This is a genomic window from Pseudarthrobacter phenanthrenivorans Sphe3, assembly GCF_000189535.1.
GTDB lineage: Bacteria > Actinomycetota > Actinomycetes > Actinomycetales > Micrococcaceae > Arthrobacter > Arthrobacter phenanthrenivorans.
In genome coordinates, this window is record NC_015147.1 from 1 (window position 1) to 18,367 (window position 18,367).

13 protein-coding genes are annotated in these 18,367 nt (G+C 61.4%); 9 read left to right on the forward strand and 4 right to left on the reverse strand.

All coding sequences use genetic code 11. From position 1 onward, the window contains the following. Window positions 1–643: 643 nt before the first annotated feature. Entirely contained in the window at window positions 644–1,897 is a 1,254-nt protein-coding gene (locus ASPHE3_RS20690; RefSeq protein ID WP_041653295.1) for an IS256 family transposase, read from the forward strand. 678 nt (window positions 1,898–2,575) lie between these two features. On the opposite strand, the gene ASPHE3_RS20700 is transcribed toward ASPHE3_RS20690, so the two are convergent. The 4 genes from ASPHE3_RS20700 to ASPHE3_RS20715 all read right to left on the reverse strand — a co-directional run bounded on the left by ASPHE3_RS20700 (window position 2,576) and on the right by ASPHE3_RS20715 (window position 6,623). Then, a complete protein-coding gene (locus ASPHE3_RS20700; protein ID WP_013603094.1) occupies window positions 2,576–3,640 on the reverse strand; it encodes an IS110 family RNA-guided transposase in 1,065 nt (354 codons plus the stop codon). A 508-nt stretch (window positions 3,641–4,148) separates the two neighbouring features. Continuing rightward, window positions 4,149–5,162 (reverse strand): DUF4192 domain-containing protein, encoded by a 1,014-nt coding sequence (locus ASPHE3_RS20705; RefSeq protein ID WP_013603117.1) that lies wholly within the window; start codon window positions 5,160–5,162, stop codon window positions 4,149–4,151. Window positions 5,163–5,764: 602 nt separating this feature from the next. After that, window positions 5,765–6,115, reverse strand: a complete 351-nt coding sequence (locus tag ASPHE3_RS20710) for a hypothetical protein (protein WP_013603118.1) — start codon at window positions 6,113–6,115, stop codon at window positions 5,765–5,767. A gap of 76 nt (window positions 6,116–6,191) precedes the next feature. Then, the gene (locus ASPHE3_RS20715) at window positions 6,192–6,623 is read right to left on the reverse strand and encodes a hypothetical protein (RefSeq protein ID WP_013603119.1); all 432 of its coding nucleotides are present in this window, start codon (window positions 6,621–6,623) and stop codon (window positions 6,192–6,194) included. Between the two features lie 908 nt (window positions 6,624–7,531). Between ASPHE3_RS20715 and ASPHE3_RS20725 the strand changes: the two genes are divergently transcribed. The 8 genes from ASPHE3_RS20725 (at window position 7,532) to ASPHE3_RS20760 (ending at window position 18,314) form a co-directional block, all read left to right on the forward strand. Continuing rightward, on the forward strand, window positions 7,532–8,551 hold the full coding sequence (locus ASPHE3_RS20725) for an ATP-dependent DNA ligase (RefSeq protein WP_013603121.1): 1,020 nt from the start codon (window positions 7,532–7,534) through the stop codon (window positions 8,549–8,551). A gap of 158 nt (window positions 8,552–8,709) precedes the next feature. Next, window positions 8,710–9,039, forward strand: a complete 330-nt coding sequence (locus tag ASPHE3_RS20730; protein WP_013603122.1) for a hypothetical protein — start codon at window positions 8,710–8,712, stop codon at window positions 9,037–9,039. A 19-nt stretch (window positions 9,040–9,058) separates the two neighbouring features. Continuing rightward, a complete protein-coding gene (locus ASPHE3_RS20735; RefSeq protein ID WP_041653737.1) occupies window positions 9,059–9,349 on the forward strand; it encodes a hypothetical protein in 291 nt (96 codons plus the stop codon). 411 nt (window positions 9,350–9,760) lie between these two features. After that, the gene (locus tag ASPHE3_RS20740; RefSeq protein ID WP_013603124.1) at window positions 9,761–10,930 is read left to right on the forward strand and encodes a DNA cytosine methyltransferase; all 1,170 of its coding nucleotides are present in this window, start codon (window positions 9,761–9,763) and stop codon (window positions 10,928–10,930) included. Between the two features lie 53 nt (window positions 10,931–10,983). Beyond that, entirely contained in the window at window positions 10,984–12,441 is a 1,458-nt protein-coding gene (locus tag ASPHE3_RS20745) for an ATP-binding protein (RefSeq protein ID WP_013603125.1), read from the forward strand. Beyond that, window positions 12,428–15,241, forward strand: a complete 2,814-nt coding sequence (locus ASPHE3_RS20750) for a Z1 domain-containing protein (RefSeq protein ID WP_013603126.1) — start codon at window positions 12,428–12,430, stop codon at window positions 15,239–15,241. The genes ASPHE3_RS20745 and ASPHE3_RS20750 overlap by 14 nt, the downstream gene beginning before the upstream one ends. Continuing rightward, complete coding sequence (locus ASPHE3_RS20755; RefSeq protein ID WP_013603127.1) at window positions 15,241–16,224, forward strand: PD-(D/E)XK motif protein; 984 nt, start codon at window positions 15,241–15,243, stop codon at window positions 16,222–16,224. Before ASPHE3_RS20750 ends, ASPHE3_RS20755 begins: the two co-directional genes overlap by 1 nt. Further along, a complete protein-coding gene (locus ASPHE3_RS20760) occupies window positions 16,221–18,314 on the forward strand; it encodes an AIPR family protein (RefSeq protein ID WP_013603128.1) in 2,094 nt (697 codons plus the stop codon). Before ASPHE3_RS20755 ends, ASPHE3_RS20760 begins: the two co-directional genes overlap by 4 nt. Window positions 18,315–18,367: the final 53 nt, after the last annotated feature.

Below are 18,367 nucleotides of genomic sequence, written 5' to 3' on the forward strand. Positions count from 1 at the left end.
GACAACCCCTGTACCGATTTAGTTGCAGTCAAGTCTGAATCGGTGCCTCGTTTCCGCTTCAGCTTTAGGCTGGGGCAACACAGCTCATTCTGATTGGGGACAGAAATGAAACACACACTTTCCTTCGGTGCTTTGACCATCATTGCGTTCTCCCTGGCTTCCTGCTCCGCGGTAGCCCAAGACTCTCCGACGGCCAGCAGCTCGCCTTCTGTGGTGCAGGAGTTACCAACAGAGCTGCTTCTTAGTGAGGGTGGCAAAAAGGCCGTAGTGCATTCTGGCCCGTCAACCGCTCCGAGAGAAGACGCCCAGCTTACGGGACGTCTCGATAATGATGGAGCGGGCTGCTTTATCGTCCGCGCGGACGACGGTGATGATTACACGTTGGTCTTTCCTGAAGGTACGAAGTTCGATGGTGAGTCATTGGTCCTTCCTGACAGCTCGTCCGTATCCGAGGGTGAGTCGGTTTCTCTGTCCGGTGCTCGTGTTCCCGGCAATGAAAGCCTGAGCATGTGTCTGAACTACGCCCGGCTCCTATCGGTGGAAACGGCCTCAGTCGGGACTGTCTGAATAACGGTGTGTGGAGTCCGGCCTGATCCGAAAGGAGACGGCCGTGTCAGAGTCCACGTCCGAGATGGCAGGGGTGATGATCGATCCTGTGACGGGAGAGATCATCGATCAGAAGGAGCTTGCGGAGCGGTTGCTCGCGCAGGCCAAGGAACAGGGCGTGAGCCTGGTAGGCCCGGGCGGGCTGCTGAACCAACTCACGAGAAATGTGCTGGAGACCGCTCTGGAAGCCGAGCTGACAGAGCACCTCGGCCACGAGCACGGCCAGACACCGATCGCAGCCAACATGCGCAACGGCACCAGGTCAAAGACCGTGTTGACCGAGATCGGTCCGGTCGAGATTGAGGTGCCCCGGGATCGGGACGGGTCGTTCGAACCGGTGATCGTGCCCAAGCGGAAACGGCGTCTGGACGGGATCGACCAGATCGTGCTCTCCCTCTCTGCCCGGGGGCTGACGACCGGGGAAATCGCCGCCCACTTCGAGGAGGTCTACGGGGCCAGAGTCTCTAAAGACACCATCAGCCGCATCACGGAGAAAGTCGCCGGAGAACTGGCCGAATGGTCGGCCCGGCCTTTGGATCCGATCTATCCGGTGCTGTTCGTTGATGCGGTCGTGGTCAAGGTCCGTGACGGGCAGGTGCGCAACACCCCGTTCTACGTCGTTATGGGCGTCACCACCAATGGGGAGCGGGAGATCCTGGGCATCTGGGCCGGCGACGGTGGCGAGGGTGCCCGGTTCTGGCTGCAGGTCTTCTCGGAGCTGAAGAACCGGGGCGTGGAAGATGTGCTGATCGCCGTCTGCGACGGGCTCAAAGGCCTGCCGGAGGCGATCACGACCACGTGGGAGCGGACGGTGGTGCAGCAGTGCATCGTGCACCTGATCCGCAACAGCTTCCGCTACGCCGGACGCCAGCACCGCGACGGCATCGTCAAGGCGCTCAAGCCGGTCTACACGGCCCCGTCCGAGCAGGCGGCGAAGGACCGGTTCGCCGAATTCACTGCCGAGTGGGGCCAGCGGTATCCGGCCATCGTACGGCTCTGGGAATCCTCCTGGGCCGAATTCGTGCCCTTCCTGGAGTACGACGTGGAGATCCGACGGGTCATCTGCACGACGAACGCGATCGAGTCGATCAACGCACGCTACCGAAGGGCGGTGAGGGCCCGCGGGCACTTTCCGAACGAGACCGCTGCCCTGAAATGCCTATACCTGGTCACCAGATCTCTTGATCCAACCGGCGGTGGCCGTGCACGCTGGGTGATGAGGTGGAAGCCTGCGCTAAACGCGTTCGCTATTACCTTCGCTGGCCGGTTCGAAAGAACCACTCAACAATGAAAACCGGCCGGACTCCACACACCGTTTATCGGACAGTCCCCCTCAGTCGCTTCTTAGCGCCTTGGACTGTCAGCCAGTTTGAGACTGTCCGCTGTCCGAAAAGTTTTCCGCGAGGTTTAGAGTCATAGGAAGAATGAAATGGGGGATTTCAATGGAGAAGACGGATAGCCCGGCTACGGGGAGTACGGTTTCAACTTCGAAGCGAAGCTCGGCGCTTTCAGTTGTAATCGCTGGAGTCGGTTCCTTGGTGGTGATCTGCTTGACGGGTTACCTCACGATGCAGCTGCAGCTGTCCGAGATTCATGCTGTCTTGGGTCTCGATGGGCGCGCTGTTGGAGTTCCCGGCGACTGGTTGCCGTACGTGTGGCGGCTCTGTCTCGTTCTTGTCGGGCTTGCAGCAGTCCTCACATACCGCCTGCTCGTACACGGCACACCCGCCCGCCTTGTCGCTCTTGCACTTCTGACTGTCGCTGCTTTGTGGGCCACCCCGCTTGCATCAGGAGGACCCCGTGCCGGCGAGGAACACTACCCGCTGCTGGTGTACATCTTGATAGAAGGGGCCAAATCGCCCCTAGTCCTCTCTCTTATTGGTGCCCTTCTAGCTGGTCTAGTTGCAAGCCGCAGCAAGAGACGCGCCGAGTAGTCTTCCTCGTTGTCAGCCAGACTTCCAGGTTGCCCTTATCTTGTCTGGGTCAGGTCCCTTTTGAGGCTGTAGTAGAGCTCGCGGGCGATGAAGCGTTTGAGGCAGCGGATGGCGTCGGCTGATGAGTGCCCTTGAGCACGTTTGCGGTCACGGTATGCCTGGCTCCTTGGGTCATAGCGAAGTCGGCAGATGGCTATGAGGTAGATGACCCTGTTGGCTTGGCGGTTGCCTCCCCGGTGGAGCCGCATGCGGTGTGATTTCCCGGAGGAGACGGGGATGGGAGCGACGCCGCAGAGCCGGGCGAACGCGGCTTCGTTGCGGAAGCGCTCGAAGTTCTCACCGGCGGTTATGAGTAGTTGGGCGACACTGACGGGGCCGACTTGGGGCAGCGCCAGGGTGTTGGGTGCCACGGCGGAGACCAGCCGAGTCAGATGCTTGTCTACCTCGTTGATTTCGGCCGTGAGCTCGTAAACGCGGCGGCCGAGCTCCCGCAGTGCGTATTTCACTGCCTGCTCGGGCTCGTGGATCCGGCTCAGATCCGGCCGCAGGGCGCGGGCTTGAGTGGCTTTGCCCTCGAGGGTTCTGGCGGTCAGCCTGGTCCTGAGATGATCCGGTGCGGTGAGCAGAACATCCCGCAGCTGAACACATGCCGCGCTGCGGGCCTTGATCGCAGAGTCTCTGACCAGGTGAAGATTGCGGATTGCTTCGACCGCTCCGGTGGTGTCCTTCGCTGGATCTGTGCATTCACCAGAGAGAACTTTGCGGGCAGCAGCTTCAGCGTCGACAGCGTCGCTCTTACCGACGCGGTGACGGACTTGAGAGTGGCTCTTGTTTACCTCTACGACATCGATCCCTGCCGCGAGAAGGTGCCGGGTCAGGCCCGCGCCGTAGGATCCGGTGCATTCGATGCCGAATGCGTTGATGATGCCGAAGCTTGCTGCCCAGTCCAGCAGTTGTTGGTAGCCCCCGCGGTCCGAGGGGAATTCTCGGTCGCCGAGCATTCGCCCGTCCTGATCTACTGCAGCTGCATGGTGGACCAGCTGGTGGGTGTCCACTCCGATGGTTACAGCCTTGGCGGGGTGTGTCGTTGTCAGAGTCATGCCGCCTCATTCCTGTCGAGGTTGAGAATGGCGAGCACGATTGACCGGGCCGGGCGGACAAAGCACTGAAAAGCTAAGCTGCACGTTCCTATCAAGTCACGACTCCGTCCGGCCCGGTCGCCCTAGGTGAGTGGCAGGACAGCTGTACCGACAGATCTCCGCATAGACAGATTCATGCACCAAGTACCGAACGTCACGCAGCGGGCAAGTCAGGAACTGCTCCCCTGCCACAGTCTCATTCTCGGCAGTTGGCCTGTCTCCAAACATCAGGCTCGCCATAGCCAAACCTTTGGTTCGAGACGGGCAGAGCAATCGAACCGACAAATCTCCTCCAATACAGATCCGGTCCTGTGCCGAACGTCAACATGCGGGTAAGCCAGGAACTACTGCCCTGCCACAGTTGCAATTCTCCTCAGTGCGCAGCGGGGGAGGCCGCCGCGCACCTGGGGACGATCCAACGATGAGGGCCGGACCCCTCTTTGCAGTGGAGTCCGGCCCGGTGTCGGTGCTAGCGCTTCAGGCGGCGGTCATAGGCCTTTTTCGGGTCCCGCGTGCAATCCGCAATGAGGCCACGGTTGACCAGTTCGCCCAGCAGCTCCGCCAGCCGGTATCCGTCCACGTCCTCCAGTGCGAGCTTGAAGTACCGGGCGGCGAAGCTGGACCGTCCTTTGAGCCATTCCAGCCAGCCGATCAGGCACAGCATCGGGGCGCGCTGGCCTTCCGGGGTGGCCTTCATCAGCTCGAAGGCGACTTCCTGGGCGGTGTCCACTCGGGCCCAGTCCGGGCGGCTCAGGAACACACCGAGCATGATGGAGGTGAACTGCTCCGGGGCGTAGGGGACGATGTCACTCATCATGTAGTCCCGGATGGTGGGGTGCTGCAGCGCTCCTGCCAGCTGGTGCGCGGTCCCGGTCGTCAGGCTCTTGGGGTCGTCCAGCACCTTGGCCCATGCTGCCCGGCTTGCTTCGAGGTCTTCGGGCCAGCCGTCGGGCTTGTGCGCAGCGATAGCCTCGTGTGCCGTCTCGTCTCCGATGAAGGGCGCAGGGGCGGTGAACCCGGTAACAGCGCTCCCCCGGTAGATCAGGGCGGCGTTGCCGTTGCTCGTGGTGATGGTGTCCAGCGACTGGGCAGGGCAGCAGGTGCTGTCGGTGCAGTGGTAGTTCCGCCACAGTTCGGAGGTCACCAGCCACGCGTCCTGCAGCGGCATTTCTGCGGTTTCCAGTTCCCTGCGCAGTGCCTCCACGTGTCCGGCGTAGGGGCGGGCGCCGTCATTGGTGGCCTCGTCGGTGTAGATGACCAGCAGGCTGCCGGTAGCGGCCTCGTCGGCGGTCAGGTAGCTGACGATGGTTTGGGCGTAACCAACCGGGTCCTGCCCGAACGGGGCATCCACGCGCAGGGTCGCGCCGAGCTTGTTGCCCTGCACCGTCATCGCGACGAAGGACTCTGCCGGGGTCTCGCCCAGCGTGTGCGGGATGAAGGCCAGGATGTCGGCCGGACCGGTGAATTTGATGAAGTCGTTCATGGTGTTGCTCCTTCTTGCCGAGAAGTGGGGTGGGTGGGGCGACCAATGGTGACCGGCCAGCTCCCCGCTCCCCCCGTTGTTTTTGGCTGCTGGCGAAGCTTGCGGAGCTGTGCACGTGCAGGCCCGTCTACCCGCCAGGGCAAGACCCGGGAAATCTTCGGAGGAAATAAGCGACGAAGGAGCGCCGGAGAAGACTTTCCCGGGCCGCAGGCCCCGGAGGAACGAAGGGGCTAGAGGGGCCGGAACGGGCACGTACAATCCGAAGGACAGCAGCCAAAAACGTCGTAGACACACAGGTTCAGGGGGTCCGGAGCTCTGCGACGGCGCGCCCTGGACCCAACAGCCGGCCGCGCCAGCGGACGCCCATCAACTGGTTGAAGCGCAGCGGAAACCAGGGCGAGCCCAGCGAGCCTGCCCTTCCACTCCCCTGCCCAGGGACAACCCAACGGCACCACAGCCCATGGCTTGCCGCCGACGGCCGCCAACCGTGCACCTGGTTACTGCGGGATTGGCGGTCCGCCGCCGGCGACCACCAACGAAAGCCCGCCACGACGGCGGACCGCCCGCGGTGACCGGCCCCGAAAGACCGGCCACCCCCGGGCCTATTCGCGGCGGTCGTGCAGCGGGACGGCTCCGTAGTGTCCGGCTGCGCTGCGGAACCTCGAGTCGCTGCTGAAGATGAACGTGCCGCCGAACATGTACCACGAGGCGGGTTCACCTTCCGGGGTGACCGGCTCGGCGTGGATCACGGTTTCGCGGTGGGAGTGCTCGTTTTTTACGAGCCGGACGGCTGGCCGTTCCTCGGTGGCTTCGCAAACCGGGTCGATGCCCTCGCCAATGACGGTTACTTCCATGACGCGGGCGGAGATGCCCCGGTTCGAGAAGTCCGTGCCCAGGGCGTCGCGGTAGACCAGGGCCGTGATGCCCTTAAGGGCGGTGGTGTCGTTGCTCATGTGCTGTTTCCTTTGAAGTCGTGGGGGCTGCACTGCCCGGCTCGTGGCCGGGCAGTGCAGCGGTTGTCGGTGCTGGTTAGGCGGCGTCCCTCACGGCGTAGGGCATCCGGTGCCGGCTGGGCAGTTCTGCGGCGGCCTCGGGCAGGTCTGCCGGGCCTTGGGCCTGCCCGTTCTTCCAGTGGGTGAATGCTTGCTCTGTGATGGCGTCCCACAGGCGGGCTTTCGTCCGGTAGTAGGTGCAGGTCACGTCGCCCTCGCAGTAGGTGGCGATGCCGAACAGGTTGCCGATGCTGTCGGCGGTGCGGGTGACGGCGACCATGACGTAGGGCCACTGGCCCAGGTCCCAGCCGTCACAGCCCCAGCTGGAGAGCACGGCCCAGCCGTGCTCTTCGATAAGTTCCATCCAGTCGTAGCCGCCGTTCATGTGGTAATCCCCCAGCACGGTCACACCGTCGATGGTTTCCTCCGTGTCCGCGAGGGTCACGGTCTTCTTGGTTACTGCGTTCATGGTGTTGCTCCTTCTTGCCGAGAAGTGGGGTGGGTGGGGCGACCAATGGTGACCGGCCAGCTCCCCGCTCCCCCCGTTGTTTTTGGCTGCTGGCGAAGCTTGCGGAGCTGTGCACGTGCAGGCCCGTCTACCCGCCAGGGCAAGACCCGGGAAATCTTCGGAGGAAATAAGCGACGAAGGAGCGCCGGAGAAGACTTTCCCGGGCCGCAGGCCCCGGAGGAACGAAGGGGCTAGAGGGGCCGGAACGGGCACGTACAATCCGAAGGACAGCAGCCAAAACGTCGTAGACACACAGGTTCAGGGGGTCCGGAGCTCTGCGACGGCGCGCCCTGGACCCAACAGCCGGCCGCGCCAGCGGACGCCCATCAACTGGTTGAAGCGCAGCGGAAACCAGGGCGAGCCCCGCGAGCCTGCACTATCACTTCCCCGTGTGGCATGCTCGAAGGCGTAAGCAGCAGGATGTTTACACCCCGGGGCAGAGGGCCCCTACCGTACCGGTTGCGGCCTCTGCTTTGCCTTGGACGGTCATTGAAGTGTTGATACGAAGGGAAAGCCGATGGGTCTTTGGAGCCGGTTCGCCCGTCGGCGCACGCCCGCAGCGGCTGCTGGTCGTCCCGTCTTCGTAGCGGCCATTGAGCCAAAGGAACAGGATCCGGTGACTCCTGAGCAGATGGCAGATCTGAACGCGGCCTGGTCCGAACTCGCCGAGGCAGCGAAAGAGTCAGCTGTCACCGGTTTTCATGCCTGCTCACGAGGCAGGAAGCCCTGGCAAGAAGATCCGGCCGCTGTGCGGAGCATGGCGGCATTACTCCGCCGCGTCCACGCGGAGGACGCCGCTACGGAAGGCCCTACGGCCAAGTAAAAGCCGGCACAGACATTGGTGCTGGTTTCTCCTTTAGGCTTGGCGCATGGCCGAGTCCCTTCCGCCGGCACTGCAGCCACCAGTCGCGGTCGCCCTGGCGAAACTCGTCAAGACCTTCCCCGGCCGCAACGCACTGCCCGGGGGCCTAAGCGCAGAACCCAAATGGGACGGTTTCCGCACTACTGCCTTTAATGACGGTGGCATGGTGACGCTGTGGTCCAGACAGGGCAAGGAACTTACCCGAATCCTGCCGGACGCAACGGCGGCTCTCGAAGAGCAGTTGCCTCCCGGTGTGGTCCTGGACGGTGAAGCCGTCATTTGGAACCGGGGCCGGCTGGATTTCGATGCGCTGCAGCGGCGCATGGTCACCTCCAGGGCCGCGCTTCCGGCGGTGGCCATTGAGCTGCCCGCTTCGTTCGTGGCCTTCGATGTCCTGGCCGTCGCCGGGCAGGACACCCGGGCTGTTCCGTTTAGCGGGCGACGGCAGCTGCTCGAGGAGCTCGCCCGGGACTGGGCGGCGCCGTTGCACCTCTCCCCCATCACCACGGACGTGGACTTGGCCAAGACCTGGCTCCGGGATCTTCCCGCGACCGGAATCGAAGGTTTGGTGTTCAAGGGTGGCGCCCAGCCCTACGAAGCAGCCAGGATCTGGTCGAAGCTCAAGCACAAAGATGTTTGGGACGTGGTGTGTGCCGCAGTGATCGGGCCAGTCTCCCAGCCGCAGGCCATCATCGCCGGCCTGCCCATAGACGGCGAACTGAAGATTGTCGGCCGGTCCACGGTCCTGTCCACTAAGGTCGGGCGCGAACTGGGCCGATACCTCCAAGCAGCCGGGCATGGGCATCCCTGGCCGGAAGAGATCAGCGAGTCCTCCCTGAACAGATTCAGTAGGGACAAAGGCCCCGCGCGGTTGACCTTGGTCGAACCGTTCGTAGTCGAAATCTCGGCCGACGTCGCTTGGTCCGGCACGTCCTTCCGGCATCCTGTCGGCTACCGGCGCTCCAGACCGGAGTTGGACCCTGCAGACGTCAGGGTCCCCCCTGAATTGAACAACAGGCACCGATGACGACGGCGCTTCGGCGGGTTGCACCACTGTGGACGCCACTTCCGGTGGGTGTAAACCCGGGCTTTGTCGTACCCCTCCCCCATCATCAGAAGCGGCGGCCATACCCAGGCCGCCATCCTTTGGTGTGTCTATTCGAATGTATGTTCTAAGGTTATGGTATGGGACCCGAGCAAGCTGCAGCCCTGCAGGCGCAGTACGCACGGCGCGCCGGCCCGATCGGCCTGACCGTGGAAGAGCTCGATTTCGAGCACTTCCCGGTCAAGAACGGATATCCCGGCATCCCGGTAAAGGCGTGGATCCGGTTCCCAAACTGCGCAGAGTTGGTGGACGGCGAAGTCTTCGCCTGGACAGCGAAAGCAGCCGAAGTGACATGGAAGGACGGGCCGGTCACGTACCGTACCTGGGTGTGGAGTTCGGCGGTCACCCGCCGTGAGGAAATGATGAACAGGAATTTGGGAGAGCGGACCCGTGGCAAGAACAGCAAGTGACAACCCCCCGGACGTCCCGGTGCAGGTCCGATTTACCGCCAAAGGTATTCCCTTGGCCGTCAGGTACGACGGCCGGATCTGGGCAGTAGCCGCCGAACCAGTGCGCTGGTTTACGCGCGCGAATTGGTGGAACACCGCCAAGCGCGCACCCGTCGGTATTGGGAACCTGGTAGACATCGAGAACTGGAAGGTTCAGGTGCGTTTGACCTCAACCTCGGCGTTGCGGACGTTTGAGCTGCGCAGAGACCCGTTGTCGGACCAGTGGCTCCTTGCGGCCATCTCCGACGACGTGGACGCAACCGCGGCATAGCCGCCCGGACCGGGAACGGGCGACCGTGCTGTTGCCCACAGTCAGGTCCTTATGGGTTGTTTCGGGAGCTACCTCCACGACTGCCCAATTCCGCCGTCGAGAAGCCGAATCGCCCCAAACCATGCACCATATAAAGTCACCCCGGGCCGCTGGAACGGGTCCGCTTTTCTTTGTCGGACATGCACCGGAGCGAGCAGCCGTGCAGATCACCTGTGTCGCTCACGACCGCCCGTTACGCAGCGTGTTTAAATGTGCGTCAAGACCAATACACTGGCGGGGAAGCGGTCAGGGTTGCCAAACCCGCACTGAATTACGTTGGTGGCGTTGCTAGTGGAGGCGGCAGCGTTGTCAACCGGGCAACTGACGGTTGATGGTCGCGCCCCCTCCAATCCGACCCAAGGAACAACGCAGATGATCAGCCAGACCTACCGCATGGGCGAGTTATTTAGTGGCCCCGGCGGCATGGCACTCGGCGCGCGGCTTGCAGCGCAGGCTGTCGAGGGCGTCGCACTCCGACACGCTTGGGCGAACGACTATGACCTCGATACCTGCAAAACTTACAAGCGAAACATCTTGGTGCCTGAATATGGCGATGACGCAAAGCTGGTTGAATCTGCGGCTGACCTTCCGGCTGCTGGCGGAGGCGTCGTCCATCAAAACGTTCACACTCTCGACATCGAGGCCCTCGGAGAGATCGACGGATTCGCGTTCGGCTTCCCTTGTAACGACTACAGTCTCGTCGGGGAATGGAAGGGGCTTCGCGGCGATTACGGTCCGCTGTATAGCTATGGCGTAAAGGTCCTGGCGTCCAAGCAGCCCAAGTGGTTTGTCGCCGAGAACGTGTCAGGACTTCGCGGCGCGAACGAGGGCAAGGCCTTCAAGCAGATTCTGGAGCACCTTCAGGCCCCCGACAATGGCCCTCGCTACCGGATCGTCCCGCACCTTTACTCGTTTGACGAGTACGGCGTTCCACAACGACGGCAAAGGATAGTCATCGTTGGAATCCGCGAGGACCTTCAGACCGATTTTCGCGTTCCGTCGCCGGAAATTTATAACGACATCGACGTAAGTGCGAAATCGGCTTTGACGGTTCCGCCGATCCCTCTGAGCGCTCCCAATCACCAATTTGTCCGTCCATCCGCAACGGTCGCCGAGCGGCTAAGTTACCTGCTCCCTGGTGAGCACGCCTTCTCTCCTCGCGCCCTTCAGGAGATGCCCGAACGGCTCCACATCAAGACGCGCACGACGATCAGCACAACCTATAAACGACTAGACCCGGACAAGCCGGCGTACACAGTGACGGGAGCCGGGGGTGGCGGTTCCTACATCTATCACTGGGTGCTGGATCGGGCATTGACCAATCGCGAGAGGGCTCGTCTTCAGTCCTTCCCGGATAACTTCGCCTTTGAGGGACTTAAGGAGAGCGTCAGGAAGCAGGTCGGAATGGCCGTCCCGGTTAAGGCGGCAGAGGCCATCTTTACCGCGCTGTTCAAGTCATTTGCCGGTATTCCATACCCCTCGATAGAACCGAACATCGAATTCACCAAGGTTCTTGAATCAGAACAGATCAAGACGACGTAATCGGAGCATCGGTTGCCTACCTACTACGAGCGGCCGATGAACCAAGGGGGGAAATGGATCCGGAGATCCTAGAGCCGGGCGTCAACTTGCTCGAATCCATGCGCTCTGTTGGTTACTCACTCGAAGCCGCTGTCGCCGACCTCATCGACAACAGCATCACGGCGGAAGCAGACCACATCGTCATTGACGCAGACGTCGTCGAGGGCAAGTACCTCGCGATCCTGGACGATGGATCCGGCATGACCCCAAGGGACGCTCGCGAGGCATTGCGACTGGCAGGTACCGTTGGAGACCGCAAAGATACGGACCTGGGTCGTTTTGGTCTTGGCCTCAAGACGGCGTCGCTTTCACAGGCGCGCTGCCTGACCTTGATCACTAAGCATGCAGGCACGGTCACCGCGTTACGCTGGGACATCGACTTCGTGCGCGAAAAGGGTAAGTGGCTCCTCAACGTCCTTGATGAGACCGACCTCAGAGATCTGCCCTTGTGGACCGAGTTTGATGACCAGCTCAGTGGGACGCTCGTACTTTGGAACGAACTGGATCTACTGCTGGGTGACACAACATCGCCAGGTCCCTTCCTCGCCGAACGGCTCGGTGGAGTTCGTTCCAGCCTCGCGCTCGTCTTTCATCGGTTTCTCGCTGATCGCCGCGACCGGATCAGCATCACGATCAATGGGCTTCCCGTGCGGCCGACCGACCCGTTCCTGTCCGACAACCCGAAGACCCAACGCACCGCACCGGAGATTCTCCAAATCGGCGGCGAAGAAGTGCGCGTAGAAGGGTTCACGCTCCCGCACCCCTCTGGTCTTACGCCCGTGGAACGGCAACGGCCAGACCTCGGCGAGGGCATGCGCGAGGCACAAGGGTTCTACGTATACAGGAACCGCAGGCTTATCTCGCACGGTCACTGGTACGGCCTAGCACGCATGAATGAACTGTCAAAGCAGACCCGCGTCCAAGTTGATGTGCCGAGTGCACTGGACGCGCTATGGCAACTCGACATCAAGAAATCTCGAGCGGAACCACCACAGTCTTTCAAGTTGCGACTCCGACAACTTATTGATCCGATCCTCAATCGGGGGCGCAGAGTCCACACTTTTCGAGGCAGGCGAGAGAACACCGAAGTCGCGCACGTCTGGACGAAGCTGAAGACCCGTGACGGCTTTGGTTACGAGGTGAACCTCGAAAGTCCGCTCGTCGAGTCGGTCCTGTCCCGCCTCGACACCGATAACGCCGAACGAGTGGTAGGCCTGCTACAAACCATCGCGAGCACCTTCCCTCTCATGGACGCCTACGTCGAGGTCGCCGCGAACGTCCCTTCGATTACCTCGGAGCCTGACAATGAGGCACTCATCGCAAGCCTCCGAAACATCCGGCGGTCAGGGCTATTCAGCACAGACCCCAAAATTGCCGTGACGCAACTGGCCGGCGTCGAGCCGTTCAACAGCCGTGACGATTTGAACACCCTTGTCGATCTCGTCTGGAAGGCCGCCGATGTCACTGAATGACCGTCAAACCGATTTCAAGAGGTACCTCAAGGATCAGTTGTTCAACGTAGTCCGTCCGATGACTTTCGACGAACTAGAGATGAAAGCCGCAGGCTTTGCCGCGTTGCTGTTCGAGGACCTCACCGCGATCGAAATCGGCGAAGTCCTCCAGGAGCTGACCCAGGAGAACGCTGTAGAGATGGCCTTGGGTGACTCCATCGTCGATCCGGCGACCTTCCGGTCATGGATAGCGCAACGCCGCGACGAGGTCGAGACACGTCGTTGGAACGCGTACAAGAAATTGCTCGTGAGCCGGGACTGGGAAGCGAATGTCATCAACACGCTCGACGCCCAGACTGATGATGTAGTCGAGCTGCTAGGCGATCCGATGCAGGTCGACGGGAAGTGGCCCCGACGTGGCCTTCTCATGGGTGAGGTGCAGTCCGGAAAGACGGCGACCTACCTCGGCGTCCTCAACAAGGCGCTCGACTACGGCTACAAAGTGATCGTCGTCATCGGCGGCCACACCGAGGACTTGAGGCAGCAGACACAAACGAGGTTCGACACCGACTTGCTCGGAATAGATTCCGAAACGTGGGAAGACGGAATCAGCAATGCTGCTGTTCGGTATGTGGGCGTGGGTGAGATTCACCGTGAGCGCGCCCATTTAATGACGACGGTTCGGCACGACTTCTCAAAGTCAAAGCGTGGGTCAAGCATCACTTGGGTCGAGGGCGGACTGCCGACGGTGTTCATCACCAAGAAGACGCCCTCACTCCTGGATAACATCCGCACGTACATTAAGAGCCAGGCACCAGGTGGTCGGCTGGACATCCCCCTCATCGTTGTGGACGACGAATCAGATTGGGGAAGCCCGAACACACGCGACAAGACAGACCCGACGAGCGTCAACAAGGCGATCCGCGCACTCCTCGATGTCTCGACGCGCAGTTCCTACCTGGCCATTACGGCCACCCCATTTGCCAACATCTTCATCAACGATCAGGCAGAGTTCGAGTTCGTTGAGAAGCCGAGGCGTGGCGAGCCTGTAGTCAGCGGTCCGGGGAGTGTGCTCAACGACCTGTTCCCGAGCGACTACATCAGGGCTATGTTCCCGCCGAGCACATACCGCGGGCTCGGCACGTACTTCCCCGAGGGCGGCCACGCCGCGATCAACACTGAGGTCGACGACTGTCTCGCAATCATCCCGATCAAGCACAAAAATCACCACCCAGTCGCTACGCTCCCTGAGTCCATGGAGACCGCAATAATCGAGTTCCTTCTCGGGACTGCGGTGCGGCGCATCCGTGATCGTAAGGTAAAAGCCGCATCGATGCTCATCAACGTTTCTCGGTTCAAGAGCGTAGAGCGCCGGGTTGCCGAGCTGGCCGAGTTGTTTCTGAAGGCGACAGTCGCGATGGTCCTTGGCGAGTTTGCTCGGCGGACCGCAACCAGAAGCTTGGCAGCCAAGAGGATCCAGGACGTGTGGAATGTTCGATTCGCTCACGTGACCGACGTTGCCTGGAATGACGTCGCAGAGAAACTCGTCGAGATAGCACCGGAATTCCGGATCGAGCTCATCAACGGCGATACCGCGAAGGAACGCGCGCAACGCCGAAAACTGATGACCGTCGCTGAGCGGAAAGCTGACGACCTTGTCCCGAAGATCGTGGTCGGCGGTGACATCCTCTCACGCGGTCTCACCCTAGACGGCCTCCAAGTAAGTTACTTCGTCCGGGAACCCCGCACAATGGATACCCTCATGCAGATGGGGCGCTGGTTCGGTTACCGCCCCGGCTTCGATGACCTCGTGAGCATTTGGATGCCGGAGACGACGCGCGCGGATTTCGCACACTCCGCTGAAGTCACCGACGAGCTGCGGGAAACGCTCCTCGACATGAAGGCGCGCGGACTCACACCGAGGGACTTCGGGTTGCGGGTGCGCGTCCATCCCGACAGCGTCGCTATCGTCGCTGCGAACAAGGGGCGCGACACGCAGGTTATTGAGATCGGACCGACCGTCTGGGAGAACAAACTCGCGGAATCCTACGACCTCACCGGCGACGCTGAGGTGGACCAGTTAAATCAGGCAGCCGTTGAGGCGCTGATCACACGGCTCGGACCCGGCAAATCGGTGAAGACGAGCGACGGGTTCGACTCCTGGCAGAACGTTCCCCTCGACGCAGTGCAGGACTTTTTCCGAACCTTTCAGGGCGACAAACGTAGCCAGACATTCGGTCGAGGCGGGGACGGGACTCTGCCGATCACGGATGCCTTCAAAGTTGTGCCCGGAAGCGATCGCTGGAGCGTCGTGTTGGTGAGTAGCGGCAAAGGGCAGCCTCACCACCACTTCGGCAAGGACTTCGAAGTCGCCATGAGCGTTCGAAACAAGATGGGTCGTAGCCGCTTGGACGGGCACATCCGTCTCGACCGCCGGCGCGTATCCACCGCGGGGGACCTCATCGGGTCGCTTCTCGAGCAGGAGCGCAAGGCGATGGATGTCGAGCCCCGCACCACTGCGGACGGCAGGGCAATGTCCTCGCAGGCGCGCACACTCCTTTGGATCGATCACCCGATACTGATGATCTACGCCGTCACCGCGGATGATCCGGCAGCCCATGAGGACTCCTCGGATCTCACACGGGTTGAAACAGGCTTGAAGCGGATCGCCGTGGCGATTGCGTTCCCGAAGATGACTCAGGAAGAAATTGAGGACGCGACTCGCGAATCCAAGACATACCGAGTCAATCAGGTGTACTGGCGCGCCTACAACGGCTTCGTTGAAGACCTGGGTGACGACGTCGACGAGGACGAGAACTGATGGACGCTTCTCTCGTGGGGCCGCTGTTCGAACAGGTGCTCGCCGCAGAGAGTGGGCGGATGATGGTCATCGCCCAAACACCTTTTATGTTTGCCGCAGTGAATGATAATGGCCGTGCAGCGCTATTCGTCCGTGTCTCGCTCACCCCAACGCAGGTCGTCAGCGACGGGCAGGGATTCTCGGTAAAGACAACGCGGAGCGGGAACAACGACTATGTCCAGATCACCGCCGCTGACCGGGGACTACCGCCCCTGTTCCTTAAGCTGGTCGAGTACGTCTTAGGCAGAGTGTCCGCCTCGACGTCGGTCGACCAGGGTGCTGAGGTGCTGATCCGCTCAATTGAGGAGTATCGGCGGTTCGTCGGCCAGCGCCGCGGTCGTCTTTCTGAGGCCCTTGTGCGGGGGATCTTTGCGGAGCTGTTGTTCCTGCGCGCCATCATTACGGCCGGAATGAGCGTCGAAGATGCCGTGACGGCCTGGCGGGGGCCCTGGGCGAAGGCTGGACTGGGCGTCCATGACTTTACGTTCGCTAATGGGCGCGGGATCGAGGTGAAGTCGACTCACCAGCCGCCCGGAACCATCCGGGTGTCGTCCCCGAGCCAACTCGTGCCCTCCGATCAGCCGCTCGATCTCCTCGTGCTGCCAGTCGAAGACGCCCCGGATGGTGCCACGGTAGCGTTTCCGTTCCGCGCGTATGTGCAGGAAACCGGCGAAGTGGTCGCGGCTGCCGGCCCGGGTGCCGCGGACAAGTGGGATGCAGCATTGGAAGCTCTTACTCTGGACCTCTCCGATGAGTGGTACGACAAGTACCGTTTCATGCCCGGCGTTTGGCGACGGTTTTCAGTGAAACAGGGATTCCCGCACTTAGACATCCCTTCACTTCCCGCCGGGATAATTGATGTCCATTACTCCCTCGAACTACCGAGACTGGCCCCCTTCGCGGCCCCCTTCAGCGAACTTCTCAGCGAGATGAAGTTGTCGTGAGCATCGAAGTTGATGACCTCCGCAACGAGATCAAGGTCGAGGCTGTTGCCGGCGACGGCGCGTTCGAGGTTGAGGCGTTCGCCACGGTGTTCGCCCGAAGGCTCGAAGATGCGGAAGCCGTAGCAGATCTAAATGTCGAGCCACTTCGCTGCAACGGGCCGCGAAGAAAGCGTCTCGAACTGCTTGGGTATGCGGAGAGTCCACTCGAGCAGTCCCTGGTTATCCTTGCCGGACGATACTTCGGCAGGGACGCGACGCTCACTATGACCGATGCCAAGGACGCCATCGGACGCGCCACCGGATACATCGAGGCGGCTGTCGACGGCTGGCTGACAACACACTTGGAGATGTCGTCGCGCGAATGGGAGTACGCCGATTACTTCTCGAAGCAGATCGGAAGCGGCAAAATCGCCAGGATTCGGGTCATCCTTATCACCGATGGTCTGATGAGCGGCCGCATTCGCACAATTGATAGCGGCACGGTTGCCGGTCTGAAGACTACATACGAGATCTGGGATCAGCGGCGTATCGTCGACGCTACTCTTCCGGAGCGCGGCAGCGAAGACATCCGCGTCGACTTTACGAAGTGGCTGTCCGATGGTCTTCCCTGTCTGGTCGCCCCCAGTAACGACCAGACCACACGGACCTACCTAGCCGTCATCCCAGCCCGGGTCCTTGCTGAAGTGTTCGACGAATACGGCAGCCTGCTTCTGGAATCCAATGTCCGGACCTTTTTGAGCGCAAGGGGTCAGGTGAACCGCGGCATCCAGAGCACCTTGGCTCAGGAGCCAGCACGATTCCTGGCCTATAACAACGGGCTTACGACGACAGCGACCGAGGTCGAACTCGGTCGCTCGCCGGAAGGGACGACCATCCGCAGTCTGGACCGCTGGCAGATCGTAAACGGCGGCCAAACGACCGCCTCGATTGCACACTTCCTTCGCAACAACAAGAGCGAAGACATCATCGACGAAGTTTCCATCCAGATGAAACTCGTAACGGTCAGCGAATCCGACTCCGCAACCGTGGTGCAGGCGGTCGCGAAGTACGCGAACAGCCAGAACAGAGTAAGCGCAGCGGATCTTTTCTCCACGCATGAGTTCCACATCCGCATGGAACAAATCAGCCGACGTCTCAAAGCGCCAGCGAAAGAGGGACACCAGTACCAGACCGGGTGGTTCTACGAGCGCGCTAGGGGCCAATGGGAGAACGACCGTACTGCGCGAGGATCCGCCGGTGAACAGGCAAAATTCGAGTTGGAGTACCCAAAGTCCCAACGCATCACCAAGACTGACTGGGCCAAGTACGATTACTGCTGGAATCAGCATCCTGACCTCGTCAGCAAGGGTGCCCAGTCCGTATTCGCCGACTACGCCACGAAGGTAGATACGCAGTGGACGAAGGACGATGGCAAGGGTGCGGACGCATACGGAGACGGTTACTTCCGCGCCGGCGTCGGCAAGGCGATTATGTACGAGACGCTACGCTCCCAGATTCTCAAGCAGGATTGGTACAAGGCGGCTCCCGGCTATCTCGCGAACATAGTTGCGTACGCGATCTCTCGCCTTGCGCTGGAGATTGGAGTCCGGTTCGGCGGAGCCAACTTCGACTTCGATCGAGTTTGGCAGCGCCAGGCGGTAAGTGACCCGACACTTGCGGCGCTCATCGAGATCGCGCACGCCGCGCAGCGGCATCTAACCGACCCGAATCGTCCCCAGGCAAACGTAACGCAGTGGGCGAAGCAGCAGGCATGCTGGGAGGGATTCAAAAAGGTCGGCGTTCGACTGGAAGGTCGCATCAGGGACGACCTCGTCACCGCCGACGAGGCACGGGGGCAAGCCGCCGACGACCGCAAGCAACGCGCGATGGACTCTGGCTTCGAGGTGGTCAAGCGCGTCCTTGCCGTCAAACCGCAGGTGTGGGAAATGGTCCATCGGGCCCAAGTCCCGATGTCCCCCACTGAGAAGGATCTCGTGCAGATGTTTGGTCTCCGCCAGGGGAAGGTTCCCTCTGAGCGTCAAGGAGCAGTTCTCCTGCGACTACTGGGGCGAATGGCCGAAAGCGGAATCATCGGGCGCGACGATCATTAGACGCAGTGGATTCCTTCTCGAGTAGAGTAGCTGGTCCTTCTGCGCTAACGTGC